Origin of the sequence: Microbispora hainanensis (assembly GCF_006874475.1) — a bacterium.
GTDB lineage: Bacteria > Actinomycetota > Actinomycetes > Streptosporangiales > Streptosporangiaceae > Microbispora > Microbispora hainanensis.
The window spans coordinates 34,686-59,097 of record NZ_VIRM01000003.1; the positions used below are offsets into that span (position 1 = coordinate 34,686).

Genomic DNA, 24,412 nt, shown 5'->3' on the forward strand with positions numbered 1-24,412 from the left:
CGCACGGCGAGAGCGTACCCCCCTCCGTCGCTCGTCCCGGCCACGTCGGCTCCGCTCACGTGGCCGTCACTCCGACGGGCGAAGGACCATCGCGGGCGCCTTCGTGCCGGTCGGCGGGATCTTCCTGCTCTTCAACGCGAAAGTCATGACGTCCTTGAACACCGGGGCGGCGACGGAGCCGCCGTAGTGGTCCTTCTTCGGGTCCTGGATCACCGCCAGGGCGACCAGCCGGGGCTGGTCCGCCGGGGTGAAGCCGACGAACGTGGCGGTGTACCCGCAGTATCCCGCGCACTTCTCGTCGTAGCGCATGGCGGTGCCGGTCTTGCCCGCGACACGGTAGCCCTCGATCGAGGCCTCCTCTCCCGTGCCCTCGTTGCCCACCACGGCCTCCAGCATCAGCGCGATCTTCTTGGCGTTGGCCTCGCTGATCACCCGGGTGCCCTTCGCCGGGGGGCTGGGGACGAACGCGCCGTGCTCGTCGGTGGTGCCCGCCACGATCGAGGGGGTCAACCGCACTCCGCCGTTGGCGATCGTCTGGTAGACGCTGGCCATCTGCAGCGCGGTGACCGAAATGCCCTGGCCGTAGGCGATCGTACAGCGCTGGCTGCCCGACCACGTCTGCCACTCGGGCAGCAGGCCGGCCTGCTCACCGGGGACCCCCGACCCGCTGCGCGCGCCGAACCCGAAGGACCGGAACATGTCGTACAGCCGCTGACTGGTGATCTTCTCCGATACCATGATCGTGCCGACGTTGCTCGACTCGGCGAGGATCCCGGTGAACGTCAGCGGCTCGGGCTTGTGCGGATGGGCGTCCCTGAGCTGCTGGTCGGCGCACTGGATGTGATCGGGCACACGGAAGACGGTCTCGGGGGTGACCGCGCCCGCCTCCATCGCCGCCGCGGCCGTGATCACCTTGTTGGTGCTGCCCGGCTCGAAGATTTCCGACACGGCACGGTTGGCGCGGTCCTCGGCCGGGGCCGACTGCCAGTTGTTGAGGTCGGCCTGGGGCGCGTTCGCCATGGCGAGGATCTGCCCGGTCCGCACGTCCATGACGATCACGCTGCCGCTGCGCGCCCGGCTCGCCCGCACCTGCCGGTCGAGCGCCTGCTCCGCCGCCCACTGGAGGTCCCTGTCGATCGTCAGGCGCACGTCCCGCCCGGGCACCGGCGCCTCGCGCTGGCTGCGCGTCATCGGGATGCGCTGCCGGTTCGCGCCGAGCTCGACGCTCTGCTTGCCGTCCTTGCCCGCCAGGATGTCGTCGTACGCGCTCTCCAGGCCCTCCAGGCCCCTGCCGTCGACGCCGACGAAGCCGACCAGGCCGCCCGCGAGCGAGCCTCCGGGATAGAGGCGGCGGTAGGTCTCCTTCATGCCCACGCCCTTGAGCTCGAAGCCCATGATGCGCTTGGCCCGCGGCGGCTCGACGTCACGGGCGAGCGGGATGTACCGCTGGGTGGTCTTGGCCAGCGCGGCGGCGATCTCCTCCTTGGGCTTGTTCAGCTCCCGGGCGAGCGTGGTGGCGACCAGGTCGCGCTTGGCCGGGTCGACGTCCGCGGGGTCGACGTAGATCTCCCTGGCCTCGACCGTCACGGCGAGGTCGTGGCCCCCGGCGTCGGTGATCGAGCCGCGCTTGGCCGGCAGCGTCTCGGGGCGCACGCGCTGCTCGGCGGCCCTCGCCTGGAGCACCTTGGAGTCGAACCCCTGGAGCTGGACCAGCCGGCCGGCGAACAGCGACAGCACGATCGCCATCACCACCAGCGCCGCCCGCAGCCGCCGGGCGGGGTTGCCCAGCCGGAGCACGGCGGGCGGACGCGGCGGGCCGGGCGGGCCCGAGAAACGCTGCGGGCCGGACGAACGCCGCGGGCCCGGGGGACGCTGAGAACCGGGCGGACGCGGCGGAGCGCCGCCGGTGCGGGGACGACCCCCGCCGGTGCCGCCCGTCCCGCCGGACGCACCGGGTGCGGACGACCTGGACGCGGACGGCCGCGATACGGACGGCCGTGATGTGGACGGTCGCGGCGCGGATGACCTCGGCGCGGACGGGCTCGCCCCGGACGGGCGTGGCGCGCCGGTCCTGCCCGGGGCGTCCGCCTTCGACGACGCACCGTCTCCGGCCGTCCCCGGCGTTCCCGGGGCGCCGGACCTGCCGGGGGACCTTCCCGGGACATCGGGCCTTCCTGCGGCGCCGGGTTTGCCTGAAACACCGGGTTTGCCGGAAACGCCGGGCCTTCCTGCGGCGCCCTGCTTTCCTGAGGCGCCGGGCTTTCCCGAGGCGCCCTGCTTTCCTGTGGCGCCCTGCTTTCCTGTGGCGCCGGGACGCGGATCGCCGCCGGCCGCGGCGCGCGGGCGGCCGGAGGCACCAGACCCGCCTCCCCGCGCACCGTGGCCCGACCCACCGTGGCCCGACCCACCGTGCCCCGGCGTACCGTGGCCCGGCATGCCGCCGTGCGGCCGGGCGGGGCGCCGCCCGGGCGACTCGCCGCCGCGGCCGTTCCTGGTGTCGTCGCGCCCGCCCGCGGCGTCGCGCGCGCCGTCCGCCCGGCCGCCGCCCTGCCTGCCTCCGCCTTCCGGGGCACCGCCGGTGCGGCCGCGCCGGGCCGAGCCGCCCGTCGCGTCGTCGCGTCCGGGGTCGGCAGGACGGCCGGGACGACCGAGCCTCGGCGGCCCGTCCTGGCGGGGCGGCCGCCCCGGGGAGCCCGGGCTCCTCCTGTCACCGCCCGGGCCCTGGCCACCGCCTCGCCCGCTGGGACCCCCGCGGCCGGGACCCGGGTTCCGGCCGCTGTCTCTCACCGGTCCGTGCCCTCCTTCTGGGCCTGCTCCTGCGCCGTGCCGCCGCCCGCGTCGATGAACTTCGGCGCGGACTTGTCGGGCTCGAGGCCCTGCCCCGCGGCCTGCTCCTTCACCGCGTTGGGCTGCGTCCACTGGCGGAGCTGGTTCTCCTGCTCCGCGGCCTGCTCGTGCAGCTCGTCGATGCTCGACTGCAGGTCGCTCAGCCTGAACGAGTCCTTCGAGAGGACCACGTTCAGCAGCAGGAGGGTCACCAGGCCACCGCACATGAGGCCCACGACGAGCAGCACGAAGGGCGCACGCGGCGGCCGCCGGAACGCCCGCCGCGCCATTGTGGCACGCGTGGTCGCCGCCGGCCGGGTTTCCGGACCGCTGCGCCGGACGCGCCGCGGCGCGGGCGCGACCTCGGTGAGACCCCTGGCCTCACGGGACGGCGCGGGACGGGTCGCCGTACGGGATGCGGCCGTGCCGGACGTGGCAGGGGCGGCCGTACGCACCCGGGAGCCGTCGCGCTTCGGGGCCGCGACGGATCCCGCGGACGCCGCGGCCGCCTCACCGGGGCGCGCGTCCGTACGAGCCTTCCGGGGAGCCGGGACCGCCTCACGACGGGGCCGGCCGTCCGCGCCCGGCCGGGACGCCGGGGCGGCCTCACGGCTGCGGCTCTGCGCGCCGCCGCGGGGAGCCGGGACGGCCTCGCGCGCGCGGTCGTCGCCTGTCGCGGGCGCGCCGGGGCGGACGCGGCGCTTGTCGGGAGCGGCGACGGCCTCGCCCGCCGTCGCGGCGGTCCGGCCCGGCGTGCGGCCGGGCACGCGGGGCGGCGCGGCCGTGCGCCCGGCCGCCCTCCTGCTCTCCTGCTCTGTCCTCATCCCTCGCGGATCCTCTCTGCCGCCCGCATGCGGGCCGAGGCCGCCCGCGGGTTGCGGGCCACCTCCTCGTCGTCCGGGAGCTCCGCTCCCCTCGTCAGAAGGCGGAACCGGGGCTGGTGAGCCTCCAGGGGGACCGGCAGCCCGGGAGGGCTGGTGTCCCTGGTTCGCGCCGCGAGGACCTGCTTGGTGAGCCGGTCCTCAAGGGAGTGGTAGGCGAGCACGACCACGCGCCCGCCCAGCGCCAGCGCGTCCAGTGCGGCGGGGAGCGCCTGTTCGAGCGCCGACAGCTCGCCGTTCACCTCGATGCGCAGCGCCTGGAACGTTCTCTTCGCGGGGTTGCCTCCGGTCCGCCTCGTGGCGGCGGGTATCGCCGCGCGGACCAGGTCGGCAAGCCGTTTCGTGCTGGTGATGGGGTCCTTGGCGCGCTCCTTGACGATGAGGTTCGCGACGCGTGCCGCGAACCGCTCCTCGCCGTAGTCGCGCAGGATGCGGGTGAGGTCCGCGGCGGAGTAGGTGTTCACCACACGCTCGGCGGTGAGCTCCTGCTCGCGGTCCATCCGCATGTCGAGGGGGGCGTCGTAGGAATAGGCGAAACCGCGCTCGGCCTCGTCGAGCTGAGGGGAGGACACGCCGAGGTCGAACAGCGCGGCGTTCACGCGGGGCCGTCCGGCGTCACGGAGCACATCGGCCAGTTCGTCGGAGACGGCGCGCACCAGAGTGATCCGGTCCGCGTACGGCGCGAGCCGGGCGGTGGAGCGCTCGATGGCGGTGGGGTCGCGGTCGATGCCGACGAGGTGGAGGGAGGGGTGGGCGGCCAGAAGCGCCTCGGCGTGCCCGCCGAGACCGAGGTTGGCGTCCACGGCCACCGGCTCCGGTCCGGACAACGCCGGAGCGAGCAACTCCAGCACGCGATCGAGCATGACCGGAACGTGACCACCCGGCTGACCGGGCTCTTGCGACAACGCTTCCAACCCCCATTTAACGCCGCAGTACTCGCGGATTCGCGGCTGTGCCGCCGGTGACTACCCAACGGACCCCCACCCATGCCGGTTCCCGGAGAACCGACCCGTCCGGCCAGGTCCCCATCCGCGTCGCCGGCCGTGGCGTCTGACACCGGGGAAGGTGCATCAGCTGCCACATGGGAGCGGGTGGAGACCTCGCCGAACGTCACCGACGGGTCAATTGATCAAAAGAAAGGACCGATCTACAGAATCCCGGGCAGCACCTCCTCCGACAGATCGGAGAATGCCTGTTCCTGGGCCTCCAGGTAGGTGTCCCATGCCTGGGCGTCCCAGATCTCCAGTCGCGTGTTGGCGCCGATCACGACGCAGTCACGTTCCAGCCCGGCGTAACGCCGCAGCGTCTGGGGAATCGTGATGCGTCCCTGCTTGTCCGGCACCTCGTCGGACGCGCTGGCGAAGAAGACACGGCTGTAGTCGCGGACCGCCTTCGCCGTCACCGGAGCGGTACGCAGGGCCTCGGTGATGCGCTGGAACTCCTCTACGGGGAAGACGTAGAGGCAGCGCTCCTGGCCTTTGGTGATCACCAGACCCTCCGCCAGCTCCTCGCGATACTTCGCCGGCAGGAACAGCCGTCCTTTGTCGTCGAGGCGCGGGTGGTGGGTGCCGAGGAACACCGGACCCACCTCCTGTGCCTTGTGGAGCGCTCAGCGCTCTAGCCCCTGCCCTCCACTGCGCACCACCATACTCCACTTCTCCCCACCGTCAACTGATTCTGACCGTGTCGGCATTCAAAATCGGCGGCGTTTTCCCAGGTGAAATGGGGTGGGTCGGAGTGGGGCGCCGCGGCGCCCCCTACCCCGCGCGCGGGCGTGTCGGCACCCCGGAAACCCCGCCGCGTACGGGGTTCCCGGCGGCGGCCTGAGCGGGGTGGAGGAACCCGGTGGGGGGAAGTGGAGCGCGCCGGGGGCGCGCCCGGCTTCACGTGTCACGGGATTCGGACGAACGCACGACGTGACCGTGAAGAGACGCCACAACACTGTGGGCAGTTCACCCGGATTTCCGGACAAAGTCGCCCTAGAACCAGAGGGGACATAGGGTCAGTACACAGAATGGAAAAGGAACGTATAACGCCCCATTCTCGGGGACGCACCCTCAAGGAGACCTGGTGGCAGTAACTCCCGACGTCACCGATGCTTCAGCCCGGCTCGAGGATCTCATCGATACCGCCCACCGGATCCGCGCCTCGATCGAATCAGTGATCGAAGGCAAGAGTGACGTCGTCCGCCTTACTATCACCGTGCTCCTGGCGGAGGGCCACCTGCTGATCGAGGACGTGCCCGGTGTGGGCAAGACGATGCTCGCCAAGGCCCTGGCGCGCTCCATCGACTGCCCGGTCAAGCGGGTCCAGTTCACCCCCGACCTGCTGCCGAGCGACATCACCGGTGTCAGCGCGTACAACCAGCAGACGCGGGAGTTCGAGTTCAAGCCCGGACCGGTCTTCGCCAACATCGTCGTCGGCGACGAGATCAACCGCGCCTCCCCCAAGACGCAGTCCGCCCTCCTGGAGTGCATGGAGGAGCACCAGGTCACGGTCGACGGCGTGACCTACGCGCTGGAGGCGCCGTTCATGGTCATCGCGACGCAGAACCCGATCGAGATGGAGGGCACCTATCCCCTCCCCGAGGCGCAGCGCGACCGCTTCACCGCGAAGATCGCCATGGGATACCCGGAGCCTGCCGCCGAGCTGGAGATGCTCGACGTGCACGGCGCCTCACAGCCGCTGGACAAGATGGAGCCGGTCGCGACCACCGCGGAGGTGGCCGCGCTGATCGAGGCCGTCCGCGCGGTCTACGTCTCCCAGCCGGTCAAGCGCTATGCGGTCGACATGGTCGCGGCCACCCGGCACTCCCCCGACCTGCGGCTCGGCGCCTCCCCGCGTGCCACCCTTCATCTGGTGCGCAGCGCGCGGGCCCACGCCGCGCTGTCGGGCCGCGACTACGTGATCCCGGACGACCTGCAGGAGCTGGCCGTCCCCGTGCTGGCGCACCGCCTGCTGCCGAGCCTGGAGGCGCAGGGGCAGCGCCGCCGCCCCGAACAGCTCGTCGGCGAGCTGGTGCGGCGCGTCCCGGTGCCCGACGCCAAGTAGCGACGCGAGCGGGCCGGATGCGAGTGGGCCGGATGCGAGCGGATGCAAGTAAGCAGCGCGCAGTGGACCGGGTGCGAATGAGCCGGGCACGAGTAGGCAGGCCGCGAGTAAGCAGGGCGCGCGCCCGGCAGTGTGACAGTGAGCAAGTGACGGAGGGCCCATGATCGGGCTGAAGGCTCTGACCTCGCGAGGACGCTCGTTCCTCGCGTCCGGCGTGGCGGCCCTGCTGTGCGCGCTCGTCCTCGGCGAGCAGGACCTGCTGCGCGTGTCCGTGCTGATCATCGCGATGCCGTTGCTCGCGTCGATGGTCGTGGCCCGCACGCGTTATCGGCTGGCCTGCGCCAGACGGCTCACCCCGGCGCGGGTGCAGGCCGGCGAGCAGACCACGGTCACCCTGCGGCTGGAGAACGTCACCCGGCTGCCCACCGGGCTGCTGCTGGTGGAGGACACCCTGCAGTACGCGCTGGGCACCCGGCCGAGGTTCGTCCTCGACCGGATGGAGTCGCGCGGCGTCCGGGAGATCGACTACAAGGTGAGCTCGGACCTGCGCGGGCGCTTCCCGATCGGGCCGCTCTCGGTGCGGATCGCCGACCCGTTCGGGCTGGTGGAGCTGACCCGCTCGTTCACCATCACCGACACGCTCGTGGTCACGCCCGAGGTGGTGCCGCTGCCGCCTGCGCGCCTTTCCGGCGAGTACAGCGGCGGCGGCGACAGCCGTACGCGGTCGGTCGCGGCGGCGGGCGACGACGACGTGGCGCCTCGCGAGTATCGCCAGGGCGACGACCTGCGCCGGGTCCACTGGCGCTCGACCGCGCGGCACGGCGAGCTGATGGTCAGGCGCGAGGAGCAGGAGTGGCAGAGCCGGGGCGCGCTGCTGCTCGACACCCGCAGGCACGCGCACCGGGGCGAGGGGCCGCGCTCGTCGTTCGAGGTCGCGGTCTCCGCCGCCGCGTCCATCGGCGTGCACCTGTCCGCGGAGGGGCTCGCCCTGCGCCTGGTCACCGACCAGGGCGCGGGGCACGTGGTGGACACCGGCCAGTCGTGGTCGCTGCTCGACACGCTCTCGGTCATCCGGCAGAGCACGGCGCGCTCGCTGGAGCACGGCGTCGGCGCGCTGCGTCAGGGCGGCGGCGAAGGGCTGATCATCGCGGTCCTCGGGGGGCTCGACCCGGAGGAGGCCCGGGCGCTCGCGCAGCTCAGGCACTCGGGCGTGACCGCCGTCGCGATCCTGCTCGACCTCGCCTCCTGGGACCGCGCGTCCGGGCACGGGGCCTCCTGGGACGCCGTCGCCGAGGAGAACGCGAGGGCCGCGCGGTCGGTCCTGACCGGCGCCGGGTGGCGGGTGCTCGACCTGCCCGCCGGCACGTCGCTCGCCGACGTGTGGCCGGAGGCCGGAAACAAGAGGAGCGCGGCCTGAGCCGGCCGCTCCGGCGGGACGGAAGGTAGGAAGCAATGAAACTGCCGGTTGCGGCGGGGCTGGCCACGGCGGCCGTCACGATCACGCTCTATCCGCTCTTCGAGGGCGGCACCTGGTTCTGGTCCTGCATCGGGACGATCCTCGTCGTCACCGTGACCGGGACGGTGGCCTCCCGCCTGGGCGCCCGCCCGTGGGTGGCACCCGCCGTGACGCCCGTGGCGGTCCTGATCTACCTGACGCTCGTGTTCACGCCGGACGAGGCGTGGCTGCGGATCATCCCCACCAAGGACTCGATCGTCCGGCTCGCCGAGCTGATCGGCTCCGGATATGACGACATCCAGCGGTACGCCGCCCCGGTGCCGGACAACCCCGGCATCATGCTGCTCACCACGGCGGGCGTGGCGCTGATCGCCCTGCTCGTGGACGTCTTCGCGGTGCGGCTGCGCCGGGCGGCCCTGGCCGGGCTGCCGATGCTCGGCCTGTTCACCGTGCCCGCGGCGGTGATCACGGACCCGATCGGGTGGATCGCGTTCGTCGTCGCGGCCTTCGGCTACATCGGCCTGCTCGTCGCCGACGGGCGCGAGCGGCTGAGCCGCTGGGGCCGGGCCGTAGTGGTGCGCCGTTCCTCCGGCGCCTCGCGTGGCGCCGCCCCCGACACCGAGCGGCTCGCTCTGTCGGGCAAGCGCATCGGCGTGACGGCGATCGCGCTGGCCGTCCTGGTGCCCGCGCTGCTGCCGGTCCTCTCCCCCGATCCGCTGTTCGGCTTCGGCGTCGGCAACGGCCTCGGCGGGGGCGGCGGCAACATCGGCATCCCCGACGCCATCGCCAAGCTCGGCGGCCAGCTCAGGCAGCAGCGCAACGCGACCGTGCTCACCTACACCAGCAGCGACGACGTGCCGCGCTATCTGCGGATCTACTCGCTCGACGTCTTCGACGGGACGAAGTGGACGCTGGCCCCGCTGCGCGGACGCCCGGAGGACCGCGTGTCGGAGGGGCCGCTGCCGCCCGTTCCCGGGCTCCGGCCCGGGGTGGCGGTGAAGCGCGCCGAGATGCGGGTGACGATGAGCGAGGAGATCGACAGGCTCCACTTCCTGCCGCTGCCCTACCCGGCCAGGCAGGTCGAGGCGGACGGCGACTGGCGCGCCGACCGGGCCTCGCTCATGGTCTTCTCCACCGAGGACGAGGCGGCCGGGCTGGACTATCGGGTGACGACCGAGGAGCCCGAGCCCACCCTGACCGAGCTGCGCACGGCGGTGACCCTCCCGGACACCGACCGCTACCTGCAGCTGCCCGAGGGGCTCGACCCCCGGGTGGCCGCCCTCGCCCACCGGGTCACCGCCGACGCCGCCTCGTCGTACGAGGCCGCGGTCAAGCTGCAGGAGTGGTTCACCCGGGACGGCCGGTTCACCTACGACGTGCGCGCGTCCGGATCGGGCGCGCAGGCGCTGTCCCGGTTCCTGCTGCGCGACCGCATCGGCTACTGCGAGCAGTTCGCCGGGGCCATGGCCGTGATGGCGCGCCTGCTCAACATCCCGGCGCGGGTGTCGATCGGATACACCGGCGGCACCAAGATCGGCAATGAGTGGACGGTCCGCACGCACGACGCCCACGCGTGGCCGGAGCTGTTCTTCGACGGGATCGGCTGGCTGCGGTTCGAGCCCACCCCCACCGGGGCCGCCGGGCAGGGCACGGCCCAGGTGCCGCTCTACTCGCTGCCCGTCACGCCGACGGACGACCCGACGGCGAACCCGTCCGGCGGGCCGTCGTCGAGCGAGGATGACGACGCCGGCCAGAGCGCCGGGCCGGCCCGGCCGAACCCGCGCCAGCTCGACCGCGACCTCGACGGCACGGCCATCGCGGCCGACCCCGGCACGCCCCTGCCCGTCAAGATCGGCATCGGCGCCGCCGCCGCGCTCGCGCTGCTGTTGCTGCCCGCCGCCGCGCGGGTCGTGGTGCGCCGCCGTCGCCTTCGCCGGGTCACGCGTACGGCGGCGGGAGGCCACGCGGCCTGGGCCGAGCTGCGCGACATGCTCACGGACCTGGGAATGGCCGGGGAGCCGAGCGAGACGCCGCGCGCGCTCGGCCGCCGGATCGGCGAGCGATACGCGCTCGGGCCGCAGGCCGCCGAGGCGCTCACCCGCGTCGTCACATCCGAGGAACGGCTCAGGTACGCTCCCACGCCCTCGGCGTCGGGGCCCGTCCCGGCGGACCTGCACCGGATCAGGCGCGACCTGGCGTCGAAGGCCTCACGGTGGCGGCGTCTTGGGGCCGCGCTCGCCCCGATGTCCGTCCTGCTGCGGGTGCGGGCGGCCGGCGAGGGCGCGCTCGACGTGTTCGACCGGCTGGAGGGGCTGCGGCTCTGGCGGGGGCGGCCCGGCGGAACGCGGGCGGCGACCACGCCGGAACGCCCGGGCGGCACCCGGGCCGGGGCGGACGACCCCGCGAGGGAGCTGACCCTCACCGGCGCCCGCCGCTGATCTCCCGGCCCCCGGCCCCCGGCAGCCGTTAGCCGGCCGAGCCGCCGCCGGGGGCGCCGGGCCCCGCCGGGCGCGCGGCAGGCAGCAGCCGTATGCCAAGGCGGAGCCGGGGGCGCCGGGCGGCGCAGACGACTCGGTGGGCCCGGGAAGCGGGCCCACCGGCGGTGGCTCAGAGTGTGACGGGGATCAGTGCTCGTCGTGGCGGCGGCGCCAGCGCTCCTCCATGCGCTCCATGAAGCTCTGGCGCTGGGGACGGCGGCCACGGCCACGGGCCGCGGGCGGGGAGTCGCCGAACCCGTTCATGCGCTTCCAGCTCGACAGGCCCCACAGGCAGGTTGCCAGCATGACCACGAAACCGGCGGCACCGAGCCAGATCTGGGCCGCGACGACGCCGACCATCAGCAGGACCACGCCGAGTGCGAAGCCTATGGAGGCCTTCACCAGGCGGCGCTTGTAGTGGCTGCGCGGATCGCTGATCCGTACGGTGTTCGCCCACTTCGGGTCCTCGGCATAGAGGGCCTGCTCGATCTGGTCGAGCAAGCGCTGCTCGTGCTCAGACAGCGGCACGGCGCCTCCCAAGGACGGCCCCATTCAGGGGAAGACGGCAACGGACGACACGGGGTGTCCGAACCTCGCGGTCGGTTATCCCCAGAATACGAGGCCTCAGACGTAGGCGAAAGAAAACGTCCAACGCGGTCCAAACCGGAGGTGACGTCATAGACCTATTGGACCAAACGGACGCCGAACAAGCGATGCCGGCTTCACCGCGTCCGGGCCGAAACGGCGGGCCGCCCGGTCCATCGCCTGTTCGGCCTCCCGCCAGCCGGTCTCCCGCTCTCCCAGGCCGAGCTGACGCGTCGCCGCGGCGGCCGGGATCAGGTTCTCCACACGCACGCCGACCAGCCGCAACCGCACCCGCTCCAGCCCGGCGGCCTCGTAGAGCTCGCATGATGTGTCGAAAATCTCCTTCGCGACGTCGGTCGCCTCGCGCAGCGTACGCGACCGGGTGATGGTCGTGAAGTCGGATCGTCGGAGTTTGACGCTGACCGTGCGGCCGACATGCCCGCCGGCCCGCAGGCGCGCGGCGACCCGCTCCGACAGCCGCAGCAGCTCACGCCTGATCGTCTCGGGGTCGTCGACGTCGTGCGGGAATGTCTCCTCGTTGCCGATGCTCTTGTCGGGCGCGTGCGGCACCACCCGGCGTTCGTCGCGCCCCCAGGCCAGGGCCGCCAGGTGCGCGCCGACGGCGCCGAACTCGCGCTGGAGCGTCGCCGCCGGCACCTGGGCCAGGTCGCCCACGGTGCGGATGCCGAGCCGTACGAGGGCCTGCTCGGTGCGCTCTCCCACGCCCCACAGGGCGGCGACGGGCAGCGGGTGCAGGAACTCGACGACCCGGTCGGCCGGGACCACGAGCAGGCCGTCCGGCTTGCACTGGCGCGAGGCGAGCTTGGCCACGAACTTCGTGCTCGCCACCCCCACCGAGCAGGTGATGCCGAAACGCTCGGCCACCTGGGCGCGGATCATGCGGGCGATGGCCGCGGGGCTGCCGAGCCTGCGGCGGGCCCCGCCGACGTCGAGGAACGCCTCGTCGGAGGCGATCGGCTCCACTTCGGGGGTGATCGCCTTGAAGATCTCCATCACGCCGCGGGACACCTCGGCGTACGCGGCGTGGCGGGGCGGGATGACCGTGGCCTGCGGGCAGATGCGCCGGGCCCGGGTCATCGGCATCGCCGAGTGGACCCCGAACCTGCGGGCCTCGTAGGTGGCGCTCAGCACGACCCCGCGCGCGCCCGTGGCGCCGACGATGACCGGGGTGCCCCGCAGCTCCGGACGGTCGAGCAACTCGACGCTGGCGTAGAAGGCGTCCATGTCCACGTGGAGGATGGGGCAGCCGCTGTCGTCGGCCGGGCCGTCCGGCGGTGGCGACGGATCCCGAGGCAGCAGCTGGTTCCGGGACATGAGGTCACCCTACCCGACCACCGCGCTATGCGAACATCTTTTCTACTGGCGGTAGGCGATGACGTGGATCTGAGTGGCGATGTCGCGGAGCACGGGGTGGGTGGCCGCCGCCCGCTCCAGCGCCACGAGGCCTTCGGGGTCGCTCTCGGCCAGCATGCCCGGCACGAGGTCGGCGAAGATCCGCACGCCCTGCACCTCTCCGACCGTGAACCCGGCGCCGGACAGCAGCTCGCCCAGCGTCTCGCGGGAGAAGCGGCGCGGCGTGGGGTCGCGGTCGCCCCAGCGGCCCGCCGGGTCGGACATAACCCGGCGCGCCTCGTCGAAGTGACCTGCCAGCGAGCGGTGGACCGCCGCGGCGACCGAGCTGGCGGCCAGCACGCTCACCACTCCGCCAGGACGCAGGATGCCGCCGACCGCGCCCAGCGCACCCGCCGGGTCCTCGACGTACTCCAGCACGCTGTGGCACAGCACCAGGTCGGTGCTGCCGGGCTCCAGCAGGTCGCCGAGGTCGGCGGCGTCGCCCTGCAGGCCCTTCACGCCGACGCCCGTCTCGGCGGCCCGGCGCTCCAGCGCGGCCAGCGAGTCGGGGGTCGAGTCGACCACGGTCACGGCGTGCCCGAGCGTGGCCAGCGGCACGGCGAAACCGCCCGTGCCGCCGCCGGCGTCGACGATGTCGAGGGTGTCGCGCCCGGTGGCGGCCGTCCGTTCGGCCAGGAGCGCGCGCAGCGCCTCCCAGACGACGGCGCGGCGTGTGGCGTCACGCACTTGCGGCCTCCCTGTCGGGCCTCTCGGAGCTGTCGGCCTCCCGGACCGCCCGAGCCGCCCGGGACGCCGGGCTGTGGTCGGGCCGAGGGGCCGTGGGGTCAGAGCGAAAGCGAGGGCTTGAGCTGCTTGAAGCGGGCCAGCAGCCCGTTGACGAACTGCGGCGACTCGTCGGTCGACAGCTCCGCGGCCAGGTGCACCCACTCGCTGATGACCACGCCCTCCGGAACCTCCTCCGACCACAGCATCTCGTAGGTCCCGCCGCGCAGGATGTTGCGGTCCACGGCCGGCATGCGCTCCAGGGTCCAGCCCTCGGCGTACGTCGAGATCAGCTCGTCGATGCGGTCCAGGTGGCGGACCACGCCCTCGACGATGAAGGAGGTGTACTCGTTGACCGGCGGGTCCGCCCGCTCGACCCGCTCGGCGAGCACGTCGAGCGGGCTCAGCTGCCGGGCCTCGGCCTCGAAGAGAACGTCCAGCGCGCGGCGGCGGGCCTTCCCCCGAGCCGACACGTCAGGCCCGACCGAGGTACTCGCCGGTGCGAGTGTCGACCTTGACCTTCTCACCGGTCGTGATGAAGAGCGGGACCTTGATCTCGGCGCCGGTCTCCAGGGTGGCGGGCTTGGTGCCGCCGGTGGAGCGGTCGCCCTGCAGGCCCGGGTCGGTGTGCGAGATCGTCAGCTCGACGGCCGCCGGGAGGTCGACGTACAGCGGGTTGCCCTCGTTGAAGGCGACGGTCGCGGTCGTGTTCTCCAGCATGTAGTTGGCCGCGGTGCCCACCACGTCGCGCGGGACGTTGACCATGTCGTAGGTCTCGGTGTCCATGAACACGAAGTCGTCGCCGTCGAGGTAGGAGTACTGCATGTCACGCTTGTCGACGTTCGCCACGTCGACCTTCACGCCGGCGTTGAAGGTCTTGTCCACGACCTTGCCGGACAGGATGTTCTTGAGCTTGGTGCGGACGAACGCGCCGCCCTTACCCGGCTTGACGTGCTGGAACTCGACAACGGTCCACAGCTCCCCACCGTCGAGCTTGAGCACGAGTCCGTTCTTCAGGTCGTTCGTCGTCGCCACGTAGCGTCTCCCGCGTGCGGCTGCCCTACAGGACGAGCAGCTCCTTGGTCGTCAGTGTGAGAAGCTCCGGCCCGTCAGCACGCGTCACCAGCGTGTCCTCGATGCGCACACCGCCCCTGCCCGGAAGATAGACCCCCGGCTCGACGGTGATCGGAACTCGATCCTCTAGTCTACCGGTCCTGCCAGGGCCCAGGAACGGCAGCTCGTGGATCTCCAGCCCGACTCCGTGACCCAGCCCGTGGCCGAACCGCTCGGCGTGACCCGCCTCGGCGATCACGTCGCGCGCCGCGGCGTCCACCTCGTGCGCCGTCGCCCCCGCCCGTACGGCGTGGCGGCCCGCGCGCTGGGCCTGCCGTACGAGGTCGTGGAGGTCGCGCTGCCAGGGGGCGGGCGGGCCCACCGCGACCGTGCGGGTCATGTCCGCGTGGTAGCCGTCGTAGCGGGCGCCGAAGTCCATGGTCACCAGGTCGCCCCGCTCGACCGGCCGGTCCGAGGGCGAGTGGTGCGGGATCGAGCCGTTGGGGCCGCTCGCCACGATGGAGTCGAAGGCCGGCTTGTCCGCGCCGAGCTCGACCATGGCGGCCTCCAGCCACCGGGCGATCTCCCGCTCGGTGACGCCGGGGGCGATGCGCTCCACGACCAGCGAGAACGCCTCGTCGGTGATCGCGCAGGCGCGGCGCAGCGCGGCGATCTCCCCCTCGTCCTTGACGGCCCTGACGGCCTCCACCAGGCCGCCGGCCGGATGGAGGCCGGCGTGCCCGGCGGCCAGCCGCTGGAACAGCCCCACCGGCATGTGGTCGGCCTCCACCGCGATCCGCGCCGCGGGGGGCACGCGGCCGAGCAGGGCCCCCGCGACGTCGCGCTCCTCCGTCACCTCGACGCCCGCGCACACCGCCTGGGCCGTCTCCAGGTAGCGCGAGTCGGTGGCGAGCGCGGCCTCACCCGTCGCGGTGACGAGCACGGCGGCGTTGGAGCTGCTCAGGCCGGTCAGGTAACGGACGTTGACCGGCCAGGTGACCAGGGCGGCGGCCGCCTCGTGCCCGGAGAGGGCCGCGGCCAGCCGCGCGCGGCGGGATTCGTACGTCACGCCCCGGACTCTACGCCCGCCCGGCGTCCCTCACACGCCGGAGCCGAGGCGGCCGCCGGGCCGGAGCCCGCCGGGAATCGTCGGGCAGGGCGGGCCGCCGGGCACGCGGGCGCGAGGAGGCCGCCGGACCGGGGGGCGGCTCAGGCGGCCATGCCCTTGATCTTCTCGATGAGCTTGACGCGCTCCTCGTGGGTGGGGGCGATGGGGGCGACGTTCAGCGTGGTGACCCCGGCCTCGCGCAGCGCGGCCAGCCGCTCCCGCACGTGGCCCTCCGGGCCGACCAGGGACACGCGCTCCAGCAGCTCCCTGGGCACCAGCGCCTCGGCCTCCTTCTTCCTGCCCTCCAGGTAGAGGTCCTGGATCTGCTCGGCCTCCTTCTCGTAGCCGTAGCGGCGGGCCAGGTCGTTGTAGAAGTTCCTGCCCTTGGCGCCCATGCCGCCGATGTAGAGGGCGGCCATGGAACGGCCCAGCTCCAGCACGCCCTCGACGTCGTCGCCGATCGCGAGCACGGCCTGCGCGATCACGTCCAGCTCGCCGAGAGCGGGATCCCTGCGCTCGCGACCTGCGGCCAGCGAGGGGCCCCACACCTCGCCGGCCTTCTCCGGCATGTAGAAGATCGGCTCCCAGCCCTCGGCCAGCTCGGCGGCGAGCTCCACGTTCTTCGGCCCGATGGCGGCGATGACGATCGGGACGCGCTCGCGCACCGGGTGGTTGATCAGCTTGAGCGGCTTGCCGAGGCCGGTGCCGCCCTCCAGGGGCAGCGTGTAGTGCTTGCCGGAATACTCCAGCCGCTCGCGCCGCCAGACCTTGCGGCAGATCTCGATCACCTCGCGGGTGCGGCCGAGCGGCGCGGTGTACGGCACGCCGTGGAAGCCCTCGATCACCTGCGGGCCCGATGCGCCGATGCCGAGCGTGAACCGCCCGTCGGAGACGTAGTCGAGACCGGCGGCCGTCATGGCCAGCAGGGCCGGCGTGCGGGAGTAGATCGGCAGGATGCCCGAGGCGATCTGCAGCCGCTCGGTCCTCGCCGCGATGTAACCGAGCTGGCTGACGGCGTCGAAGCTGTACGCCTCGGCCACGAACACGATGTCGAGCCCGGCCTTCTCGTAGTCGGCCAGCTCGGCGACGGTCTCCTTGAAGCCCCCCGAATAGTTGAGGGCCATCCCGATCCGCATCCGCTTCGTCCTTCCGCGCGTGAACCCGCCAGTAACCGAATGATGTTCCGTACTCGGGTCCCAAGGCTAGCCAGCCGGAAGGGCCGTGACCACTGTCAGGGGCGGCGGCCGACGCCTCCGAGCACCGGCAGGAAGCCGCCGCGCAACGGCAGCGCGTCGGGCTCGGGGCGCCACTCGTTCAGCGGCACCGTGCCCGGCTCGACCATGTCGAACCCGTCGAAGAACCGGGCGATCCGCGCCGCCGGCCTGGCCTCGAAGGGCGCGTTGGCCCTGCCGTACACGCCGCCCGCCGCGGCCATCGCCTCCGGAACCGGGTCGGAGCAGGCGTGCGAGATGACGACGTGGCTTCCGGAGGGAAGGACTTCACGGTAGGCCGCGACGATCCCCTCCGGGTCCTCCTCGTCCGGCACGAAGTGGAGGCAGGCCACCAGCAGCAGCGCGACGGGCCGGTCGAAGGCGAGACCGGCCGCCGACGCCGCGGCGACGATCTCCTCGGGCCCGCGCAGGTCGCCCTCCAGGAAGCGCACCCGCGGATCGCCCTCCAGCAGGGCCCGCGCGTGCGCCGCCACCACCGCGTCGTTGTCCACGTACGTCACGAGCGAGTCGGGGGCCTCCTTCAGCGCGATCTCGTGGACGCTGCCCTGCGTCGGCAGCCCGGCGCCGAGGTCGAGGAACTGGCGGATACCGCACTCGGCCGCCAGGTAGCGCACGGCCCGGCCGAGGAACGCGCGGTTCTCCCGCACGGCCTCCCGTACGTGCCCCTTGGACAGCTCGACGATCCGCTCGGCCGCCGCCCGGTCGGCCGGGAAGTGGTTCTTGCCGCCCAGGTAGTAGTCGTACATGCGGGCGACGTTGGGCTGAGTGACGTCGAATCCGCCGGGCGCCTGCTCCGTCATGACCACGCTCCCTGCTCGGCCGGACTGCTTTCGCGATCATTGTGACGGAGCTCACCATTGGCGGCGAATCGGGCGAATCACCCTTCGCGGAGCCGGCGCAGGTCGGCCGGTGTGTCGACGTCCGCGGGGTCGCCCGCGTCGTCGCAGGGCACGGCCGTGAGCAGTTCGGGATGCGTGCGCAGGAAGGGCCGCGCGCCCACGTCGCCCTCGGCGAGCGCCGCCACCTCCGCCAGGTGCTCGCGCGCGACGAGCACCGGGTTGCGGGGCGCCCCGCCGTACGCCGCGACGGCGACCCGGGCGCCCGCCTCGAACGCCGCGATCAGCCGGCGCACCGCCTCGGGCCGCACCAGCGGCTGGTCGGCCAGCGCGATCACCACGGCGGGGGCGGACGGCGGCAGCGCGCGCAGCCCGGCCCGCAGCGACGATCCCATGCCGGACGCCCACCCGGGATTGCGGACGACGACCGCACCCGCGACCGGCACCTCGGCGGCCCCGAGCACGATCAGCACCGGCCGGCACCCGCCCTCGGCGAGCAGCCGCACCCCGCGGTCGGCGAGCCGCTCCCCCTCGAACTCCACCAGCGCCTTCGGCCCGCCGAGCCGGCTGCCGCCCCCGGCGGCCAGCAGCAGCCCGGCGACCGCCGCGCCGCTCACCGCGACTCGCCGTGGATGCGCCCCGACGTCTCGCTGAGCGGCCTGCCGCTGCCGCCCCAGCGCAGCCGGATCAGCTCGGCCGCGATCGACACGGCCGTCTCCTCCGGCGTGCGCGCCCCGAGGTCGAGCCCGATGGGCGATCTCAGCCGGGCCAGCTCGTCCTCGGTCAGGCCCGCCTCGCGCAGCCGCGCCAGCCGGTCCTCGTGCGTGCGCCGCGACCCCATCGCCCCGACGTACGCCGCGGGAGTGCGCAGCGCCACCTCCAGCAGCGGCACGTCGAACTTCGGGTCGTGGGTGAGCACGCAGATCACGGTGCGCTCGTCGACCTCGACGCCGGACAGATAGTCGTGCGGCCAGGCCACCACGACCTCGTCGGCCTCCGGGAACCGCTTGGCCGTGGCGAAGACCGGCCGCGCGTCGCACACCACCACGTGGTAGCCGAGGAAGCGCCCGATCCGCGCGACGGCCGCGGCGAAATCGATCGCGCCGAAGACCAGCATGCGCGGCGGCGGCGCGAACGACTGCACGAACACCCGCAGGTCGTCCAGCCGCCGCTCGCCCTCGGGGCCGTAGCGCCGCACGCCGGTCAGCCCCTGCGCGAGCATGCCGCGCACGTCGTCGTCCACCGCGTCGTCGAGCCGGGCCGAGCCGAGCGAGCCCGCCGCCCGGTCCGGCCAGACCACGCGGCGCGCCCCCACGCGGCCGGGGCCCGCGACGATCGTGGCCACGGCGACCGGCCGCCGCGCCGCGACGTCCGCGGCGACCTCTCCGAGCTGCGGATAGTCCTCCCTGGAGACCGGCTCCACGAACACGTCGATGATCCCGCCGCAGGTGAGGCCGACCGCGAAGGCGTCGTCGTCGCTCACGCCATACCGCTCCAGCACCGGCGTCCCGGTGGCGACGACCTGCGCGGCGAGCTCGTAGACCGCCCCCTCGACGCAGCCGCCCGACACGCTGCCGGCCGCCTCGCCGTCGAGGACGGCCATCGCCGCGCCGGGCGGGCGCGGCGCGCTGCGGAAGGTGCCGACGACGGTGGCGAGGCCGAACCGCCGCCCCTGCTCCCACCAGCGCAGCACCTGGTCGAGCACGTCACGCATCGGCCCCTCCCCTCCCCGCGGCCCGCACGGGCCGGTCGCCGGCCAGCAGCGCGGCCAGTTCCTCGTACGCGGCCAGGCTGTGCCCCGCGACGAAGTCCGTGACATAGGGCAGCGCCGCGCGGATGCCCGCGGTCAGCGGCAGGTACGCCGGGTCGCCCTTGTGCGGGTTGACCCACACGACGCGGCGGGCCAGCCGCGACAGCCGGGCCATCTGCGCGCCCAGCAGGCCGGCCTCGCCCCGCTCCCATCCGTCGGAGGCGATCACGACGATCGCCCCCCGGGGGTCGGGCAGGCGCAGCAACGCCCGCACCTCCTCCCCCAGCCGGGTGCCGCCGCTCCAGTCAGGGATGGCCGCCGAGCACTCGTCCAGGGCGTGGCCGGGGTCGCGGTGGCGCAGCGCGGCGGTGATCCTGGTGAGCCGCGTGCCGATGCTGAACACCTCGGTCGCCCGCGGCTCCGCGCGCACCAGCGCGTGGGCGAAGCGCAGCAGCGTGTCGGCGTAGGCGGCCATCGAGCCGCTGACGTCCACGAGCATGACGACCCGTCGCGGCCGGTCCCTGCGCACGCGGCGGCGCAGCCGCGCCGGTTCCCCGCCGTGCCGGAGGATCTCCCTGACCGTGCGCCGCGCGTCGATCGCGCCGCCGTGGGGCGACAGGCGGTGACGGCGCGTCCTGCGCGGCTGCCGCGCACCGCGCAGCAGCGCGAGCAGGCGGTGCACCTCCCGCCGCTCGGCCTCGCTCATCCGCGCGACGTCCCGGCGCCGCAGCACCTCGATCTCGCTCGCCGTGGCCGGGGGCGCACCCGCCTCGCCCGCCGGTTCCGGCTCCCCGCCGCCGTACGGCGACGCCACCGGGCGGGTCACGGACACGGTCATCGCGCGTACGCGGTGCGGCGGGGCGGAGGCGGCGGAGAAGTAGGCCGCGAAGCAGCGCTCGTAGCGCACCAGGTCGTCGGGCCCGGCGCACAGGGTGAGACGGCCCGCCCAGTAGACGTCCCGCCCGTCGGCGGCGTCGAGATGGCCGAGCGCCGCCAGGAAGGTCTGCGTGCGATGGTGGTCGGCCGCGACCCCCGCCGCCCGCAGCGTGCGGGCGAACCCGGTCAGCACCGCGACCGGCTCCGGGCCGCCGGGCGGCGCGGGCGGGTCATGGGGACGGCCGCTTCCGCCCCGCCCGGTCACGGCGGCGTCGTCAGCCACGGCCGCCGTCCGGTGTGAGCAGCCCCCGGGCACGGACGGTCTCCTGGTCCTCCCGGTGCTTGAGCACCGCGCCCAGCGTCGCGGCGGCCAGGGCCGGATCGAGCTCCACCGCGCCGAGCGTGAGCAGGGCCTCGGCCCAGTCGAGGGTCTCGGCGATGCCCGGCGGCTTGACCAGGCCGGCCTCGCGCATGCGGCCCGCCGTCCGCGCCACGTCGGCCGCGAGCCGCTCCGCGCATCCGGGCAGGCGCCGCCGCAGGATCGCCACCTCCCGGTCGAACCCGGGGTGCTCCAGCCAGTGATACAGACAGCGCCGTTTCAGCGCGTCGTGCACCTCGCGGGTCCGGTTGGAGGTCAGGACGACGACCGGCGGGGTCGCCGCCCGGATCGTCCCGATCTCCGGCACCGAGATCGTGAAGTCGGACAGCACCTCCAGCAGGAACGCCTCGAACTCGTCGTCGGCCCGGTCGATCTCGTCCACCAGCAGCACGCCGGGCTGCGTCTCCAGGGCCCGCAGCAGCGGCCTCGCGATGAGGAACCGCCGGTCGTAGATCTCGCCCTCCAGCGCGGCGACGTCGGCCGCGCCCGCCGCCTCGGCCGCCTTGAGATGCAGGAGCTGCCGGGGGAAGTCCCAGTCGTACAGGGCCTGCGCCGCGTCGAGCCCCTCGTGGCACTGCAGCCTGATCAGCGGCGCGCCGAGGATCGCCGCCAGCGTCTTGGCCAGCTCGGTCTTGCCGACGCCCGCCTCGCCCTCCAGGAACAGCGGCCTGCCCATCTTCAGGGCGAGGTAGGCCGCGATCGTCACGCCCTCGTCGGCCAGGTAGTCGTGATGGTCGAGCAACTCCGCCAGCGTCGCCGGCGCGTCGAGGTCCGAGATCGTGGTCGTCCGCCGCAGCACACGGCCAGGCTACGTGGCGGCGTTCCGCGAGGCTCTGGCCGAATCCACCAAAGCCGGACGGGTCAGGCGGGGCCGCGTCACCACGATCGCACAGACCCGTCCGGTCCTACTCCGGAGCGGTGCCGAGCACGGCGTCCAGCAGGCCGGGGAAGCGGTCGTCCAGGTCCTCCCTGCGCAGGCTCACGTATCGCTGCCTGCCCTCGGGGACGTTGCGGACGACACCGGCCTCGCGGAGGGTCTTCAGGTGGTGCGACAGCGTCGACTTCGGCACCTCTCCCCCCGCGGGCTGGCACGCGGCCACCTCCAGCGGCCCCTGCGCGAGCCGCCGTACGAGCGCCAGCCGCGAGGGGTCGCTCAGCGCGAACAGCACGTCGGTCAGCACCAGGCTCGCGGCGTCGGGGTGCGGGAGGTCCCGGGCTCCAGGCATAGTTCGATAGTAGTCGAACTATCGCGCGCCGCGCCGTACTGCGTGACGGCTCGGAACGGCTCGGAACGCTCGGAACGCTCGGAACGCTCGGAACGCTCGGAACGCGGCGCACCGCCACCCCGGCGACGCCGGTCTTCGTCCTGCTCATAGCCGCCGAGCGTGCGGCCCGCGCGGCCCGATCCGGCTCAGCGCTGGCCGCGCAGGGCCTCGGCGGAGTAGCCCGCGATCTCCTTGTATCGCTGGGAGATCGCGGCCAGCTCCTCCACCTTGATCACGTCGTCGATGGACTCGAAGGGCCGGTCGCCGGTCCGCTGCCACACCTCGCGGATGATCACGTCCGGCGGCATGCTGCGGTTGGCCAGCACGACCTGCGCGGTCGCGGGCAGCCGTTCCGCCTCGTACGCGCGCAGCGCGGCCACCGTGCCGGACGTGCCGCTCAGATGGGTGCGCAGCGCCTGCGCGTCGAGGATCGCCTGGCCGGCGCCGTTGGAGCCGCGCGGCACCATCGGGTGGGCGGCGTCGCCGAGCAGGGTGATCCGGCCCTCGCTCCAGTGGTCCAGGGGGTCCTGGTCGACCATCGGATATTCCAGAACGGTCTCGGAGGCCCGCATCATCGCCGGCACGTCGAGCCAGTCGAAGTGCCAGTCCTCGAAGGCCCCGATGAAGTCCTCCAGGGCGCCGCGCCGGTTCCAGTCGCGCTGCAGGTGCCGGGGCGTCTGGATCTCGACGACCCAGTTGATGAGCTGGTCGCCGTCGGGCAGGTTCCTGATGGGATAGGCGACGAGTTTGCCCCGGTCGATCCAGCCGGCCCGCACCATGCTGGCCCCGGACAGGAACGGACGGCCCTTGGTCACGCCCCGCCACATGTTGATGCCCGAATAGCGTGGCGTGCCCTCGTCCGGGTGGAGCTGCTTGCGCAGCACCGAGTGGATGCCGTCGCAGCCGACCAGCACCCGGGCCCGTACGGACGGCAGCGGGTCGCCGCCGGGACCGGTGAAGTGGGCGGTCACGCCGTTCTCGTCCTGCTCCGCTCCGGCGCACCGGTGGCCGAGCACCACGGCGTCCGCGCCGATCCGCTCCCGCACCGCCGCGAGCAGGACCGCCTGGAGGTCGCCGCGATGGATCGAGTACTGCGGATGGTCGTAACCGGCGTAGCGGCCGGACGGCTCCCGGTAGATGAGCTGGCCGAAGCGGTTGAAGAACACCGATTCCCTGGTGACCACGCCGGCCTCGGCCAGCGCGTCGCCGAGGCCGAGCCGGTGCAGGACGCGGGTGGAGTGCGGCAGCAGGTTGATGCCGACGCCCAGCGCACCGAGATCGGGCACGGCCTCGTAGACGCGGCAGCCGATCCCGGCGTCGTGCAGTTCGAGGGCGAGCACCAGGCCGGCGATGCCGGCGCCGACGATGAGGACCTCTTCCTCGACCGGGAGGCTTGCGGGATCGGGGAGGGACCGTGGCGGCATGAGGACTCCTGGCTCCTGTGCTGTCGGGCTGTCGGACTGTAGGGCCGTCGGGCGGGGGGAATGTGCCGGTGCCGGCGGTTCCGTCCCGGCAGGTCCGCGCATCAGGCGGTCCGGGTCGCGGCGAGCGATGACGACGGCCTCGCGGTGGGGCGGCGCCTGGTCCGGCGCCGAGCACATGCTGCCATCATGTTGTGCACTACAGACGCATTTGGGGCGACTTTTCTGTTATACAGAACAACATGCCTGACACTCTCCCCCCTTACGCCATCGGCTCGGTGGACAAAGCGCTGCAGATCCTGCTCATGATCAGAGACCGGGGGGAGGTGCGGGTCACCGACGTCAGCGACGAGCTCGACGTCGCCCGCTCCACGGCCCACCGGCTGCTGCTCACGCTGGCGCACCGCGGATTCGTCGCCCAGGACCGGGTCACGAAGGCCTACCGCGCCGGCCGGGTCGTGGTGGAGATCGGGCTGACGGCGGTCGGCGGGCTCGACGTGCGCCGCAAGGCCAGGCGGCACATGGAGTGGCTGGCGGCCGAGTTGCACGAGACCATCAACCTGATCGTGCTGGAGGGCAACGGCGCCCGGTTCATCGACGGCGTGGAGGGCGACCGGCCGCTGCGGGTGTCGTCGCGCACCGGCACGCTGCTGCCCGCCCACAGCACCTCGGGCGGCAAGGTCCTGCTCGCCGAACTGCCCGACGACGAGGTGCTCGCGCTGTTCCCCGACGGCCTCACCCGGGTCACCGACCGCACCATCACCGACCCCGACGCCCTGCGAGCGGAGTTGCGCAGTGTGCGCGACCTCGGCTACGGGGTGAATCACGAGGAGAGCGCCGCCGGGCTGGACGCGGTGGCCGTCTGCGTGCGCGACCATCTCGGCCGCGCGCTCGCCGCGCTCGCGGTCAGCCTGCCCCACCAGCGCATGACGCAGGGAAACCTGCACACCATGCTCCCCCTGCTGCGCGCCGCCGCCGAGGGAATCAGCCAGGATCTGTGACCGCGCTGCGGGCTGATTTGTTGCGCTGTGCAGAATCTATGGCCGCGTGATTCCCTTTTGTGAAAACGCACCGTAACTT

Annotated in this window: 22 protein-coding genes; 4 read left to right on the forward strand and 18 right to left on the reverse strand. The window is 73.3% G+C overall.

The window, feature by feature from the left end:
* Positions 1-66: 66 nt before the first annotated feature.
* From FLX08_RS03080 to mraZ, 4 genes are all read right to left on the reverse strand, one after another.
* Positions 67-1,797: a peptidoglycan D,D-transpeptidase FtsI family protein gene (locus tag FLX08_RS03080; protein WP_244312300.1), complete on the reverse strand. Its 1,731-nt coding sequence runs from the start codon at positions 1,795-1,797 to the stop codon at positions 67-69.
* 986 nt (positions 1,798-2,783) lie between these two features.
* The gene (ftsL, locus tag FLX08_RS03085) at positions 2,784-3,650 is read right to left on the reverse strand and encodes a cell division protein FtsL (RefSeq protein ID WP_142616652.1); all 867 of its coding nucleotides are present in this window, start codon (positions 3,648-3,650) and stop codon (positions 2,784-2,786) included.
* A complete protein-coding gene (gene rsmH, locus FLX08_RS03090; RefSeq protein WP_142616653.1) occupies positions 3,647-4,570 on the reverse strand; it encodes a 16S rRNA (cytosine(1402)-N(4))-methyltransferase RsmH in 924 nt (307 codons plus the stop codon). Before rsmH ends, ftsL begins: the two co-directional genes overlap by 4 nt.
* Before the next feature lie 284 nt (positions 4,571-4,854).
* Positions 4,855-5,286, reverse strand: coding sequence for a division/cell wall cluster transcriptional repressor MraZ (gene mraZ, locus FLX08_RS03095; protein WP_079318531.1), 432 nt, complete (start codon positions 5,284-5,286; stop codon positions 4,855-4,857).
* A 491-nt stretch (positions 5,287-5,777) separates the two neighbouring features.
* On the opposite strand from mraZ, the gene FLX08_RS03100 reads away from it, so the two are divergent.
* The 3 genes from FLX08_RS03100 to FLX08_RS03110 all read left to right on the forward strand — a co-directional run bounded on the left by FLX08_RS03100 (position 5,778) and on the right by FLX08_RS03110 (position 10,652).
* The gene (locus FLX08_RS03100) at positions 5,778-6,758 is read left to right on the forward strand and encodes an AAA family ATPase (protein ID WP_142616654.1); all 981 of its coding nucleotides are present in this window, start codon (positions 5,778-5,780) and stop codon (positions 6,756-6,758) included.
* A 160-nt stretch (positions 6,759-6,918) separates the two neighbouring features.
* Positions 6,919-8,175, forward strand: a complete 1,257-nt coding sequence (locus tag FLX08_RS03105; RefSeq protein WP_142616655.1) for a DUF58 domain-containing protein — start codon at positions 6,919-6,921, stop codon at positions 8,173-8,175.
* A gap of 35 nt (positions 8,176-8,210) precedes the next feature.
* Positions 8,211-10,652 (forward strand): transglutaminase TgpA family protein, encoded by a 2,442-nt coding sequence (locus FLX08_RS03110; RefSeq protein WP_142616656.1) that lies wholly within the window; start codon positions 8,211-8,213, stop codon positions 10,650-10,652.
* 186 nt (positions 10,653-10,838) lie between these two features.
* On the opposite strand, the gene FLX08_RS03115 is transcribed toward FLX08_RS03110, so the two are convergent.
* The 14 genes from FLX08_RS03115 to FLX08_RS03180 form a co-directional block, all read right to left on the reverse strand.
* A complete protein-coding gene (locus FLX08_RS03115) occupies positions 10,839-11,219 on the reverse strand; it encodes a DUF3040 domain-containing protein (protein WP_142616657.1) in 381 nt (126 codons plus the stop codon).
* 147 nt (positions 11,220-11,366) lie between these two features.
* A complete protein-coding gene (locus tag FLX08_RS03120) occupies positions 11,367-12,611 on the reverse strand; it encodes a DNA polymerase IV (RefSeq protein ID WP_142616658.1) in 1,245 nt (414 codons plus the stop codon).
* Between the two features lie 42 nt (positions 12,612-12,653).
* Positions 12,654-13,376, reverse strand: coding sequence for a class I SAM-dependent methyltransferase (locus tag FLX08_RS03125; protein WP_142616659.1), 723 nt, complete (start codon positions 13,374-13,376; stop codon positions 12,654-12,656).
* A 98-nt stretch (positions 13,377-13,474) separates the two neighbouring features.
* A complete protein-coding gene (nusB, locus tag FLX08_RS03130; protein ID WP_142616660.1) occupies positions 13,475-13,885 on the reverse strand; it encodes a transcription antitermination factor NusB in 411 nt (136 codons plus the stop codon).
* A 1-nt stretch (position 13,886) separates the two neighbouring features.
* Positions 13,887-14,447, reverse strand: coding sequence for an elongation factor P (gene efp / locus FLX08_RS03135; protein WP_079318503.1), 561 nt, complete (start codon positions 14,445-14,447; stop codon positions 13,887-13,889).
* Between the two features lie 25 nt (positions 14,448-14,472).
* Positions 14,473-15,534 (reverse strand): aminopeptidase P family protein, encoded by a 1,062-nt coding sequence (locus tag FLX08_RS03140; protein WP_142616661.1) that lies wholly within the window; start codon positions 15,532-15,534, stop codon positions 14,473-14,475.
* A 140-nt stretch (positions 15,535-15,674) separates the two neighbouring features.
* Positions 15,675-16,709 carry an LLM class F420-dependent oxidoreductase gene (locus FLX08_RS03145; RefSeq protein WP_142616662.1) on the reverse strand — a complete coding sequence of 345 codons (1,035 nt, stop codon included), beginning with the start codon at positions 16,707-16,709 and terminating at the stop codon, positions 15,675-15,677.
* A gap of 95 nt (positions 16,710-16,804) precedes the next feature.
* On the reverse strand, positions 16,805-17,605 hold the full coding sequence (locus tag FLX08_RS03150; protein ID WP_142616663.1) for an SAM-dependent methyltransferase: 801 nt from the start codon (positions 17,603-17,605) through the stop codon (positions 16,805-16,807).
* A gap of 77 nt (positions 17,606-17,682) precedes the next feature.
* Entirely contained in the window at positions 17,683-18,258 is a 576-nt protein-coding gene (locus tag FLX08_RS03155) for a nucleotidyltransferase family protein (protein WP_142616664.1), read from the reverse strand.
* Positions 18,255-19,355, reverse strand: coding sequence for an XdhC family protein (locus FLX08_RS03160; protein ID WP_142616665.1), 1,101 nt, complete (start codon positions 19,353-19,355; stop codon positions 18,255-18,257). The genes FLX08_RS03155 and FLX08_RS03160 overlap by 4 nt, the downstream gene beginning before the upstream one ends.
* Positions 19,348-20,550, reverse strand: a complete 1,203-nt coding sequence (locus tag FLX08_RS03165; protein WP_244312307.1) for a vWA domain-containing protein — start codon at positions 20,548-20,550, stop codon at positions 19,348-19,350. Before FLX08_RS03165 ends, FLX08_RS03160 begins: the two co-directional genes overlap by 8 nt.
* Positions 20,543-21,445 carry an AAA family ATPase gene (locus FLX08_RS03170; protein ID WP_142616666.1) on the reverse strand — a complete coding sequence of 301 codons (903 nt, stop codon included), beginning with the start codon at positions 21,443-21,445 and terminating at the stop codon, positions 20,543-20,545. The genes FLX08_RS03165 and FLX08_RS03170 overlap by 8 nt, the downstream gene beginning before the upstream one ends.
* A 106-nt stretch (positions 21,446-21,551) precedes the next feature.
* Positions 21,552-21,872 (reverse strand): ArsR/SmtB family transcription factor, encoded by a 321-nt coding sequence (locus FLX08_RS03175; RefSeq protein ID WP_142616667.1) that lies wholly within the window; start codon positions 21,870-21,872, stop codon positions 21,552-21,554.
* 185 nt (positions 21,873-22,057) lie between these two features.
* Entirely contained in the window at positions 22,058-23,335 is a 1,278-nt protein-coding gene (locus tag FLX08_RS03180; RefSeq protein ID WP_142616668.1) for a flavin-dependent oxidoreductase, read from the reverse strand.
* 239 nt (positions 23,336-23,574) lie between these two features.
* Here FLX08_RS03180 and FLX08_RS03185 point away from each other — a divergent pair, with 239 nt between their 5' ends.
* Positions 23,575-24,333, forward strand: a complete 759-nt coding sequence (locus FLX08_RS03185) for an IclR family transcriptional regulator (RefSeq protein WP_142616669.1) — start codon at positions 23,575-23,577, stop codon at positions 24,331-24,333.
* Positions 24,334-24,412: the final 79 nt, after the last annotated feature.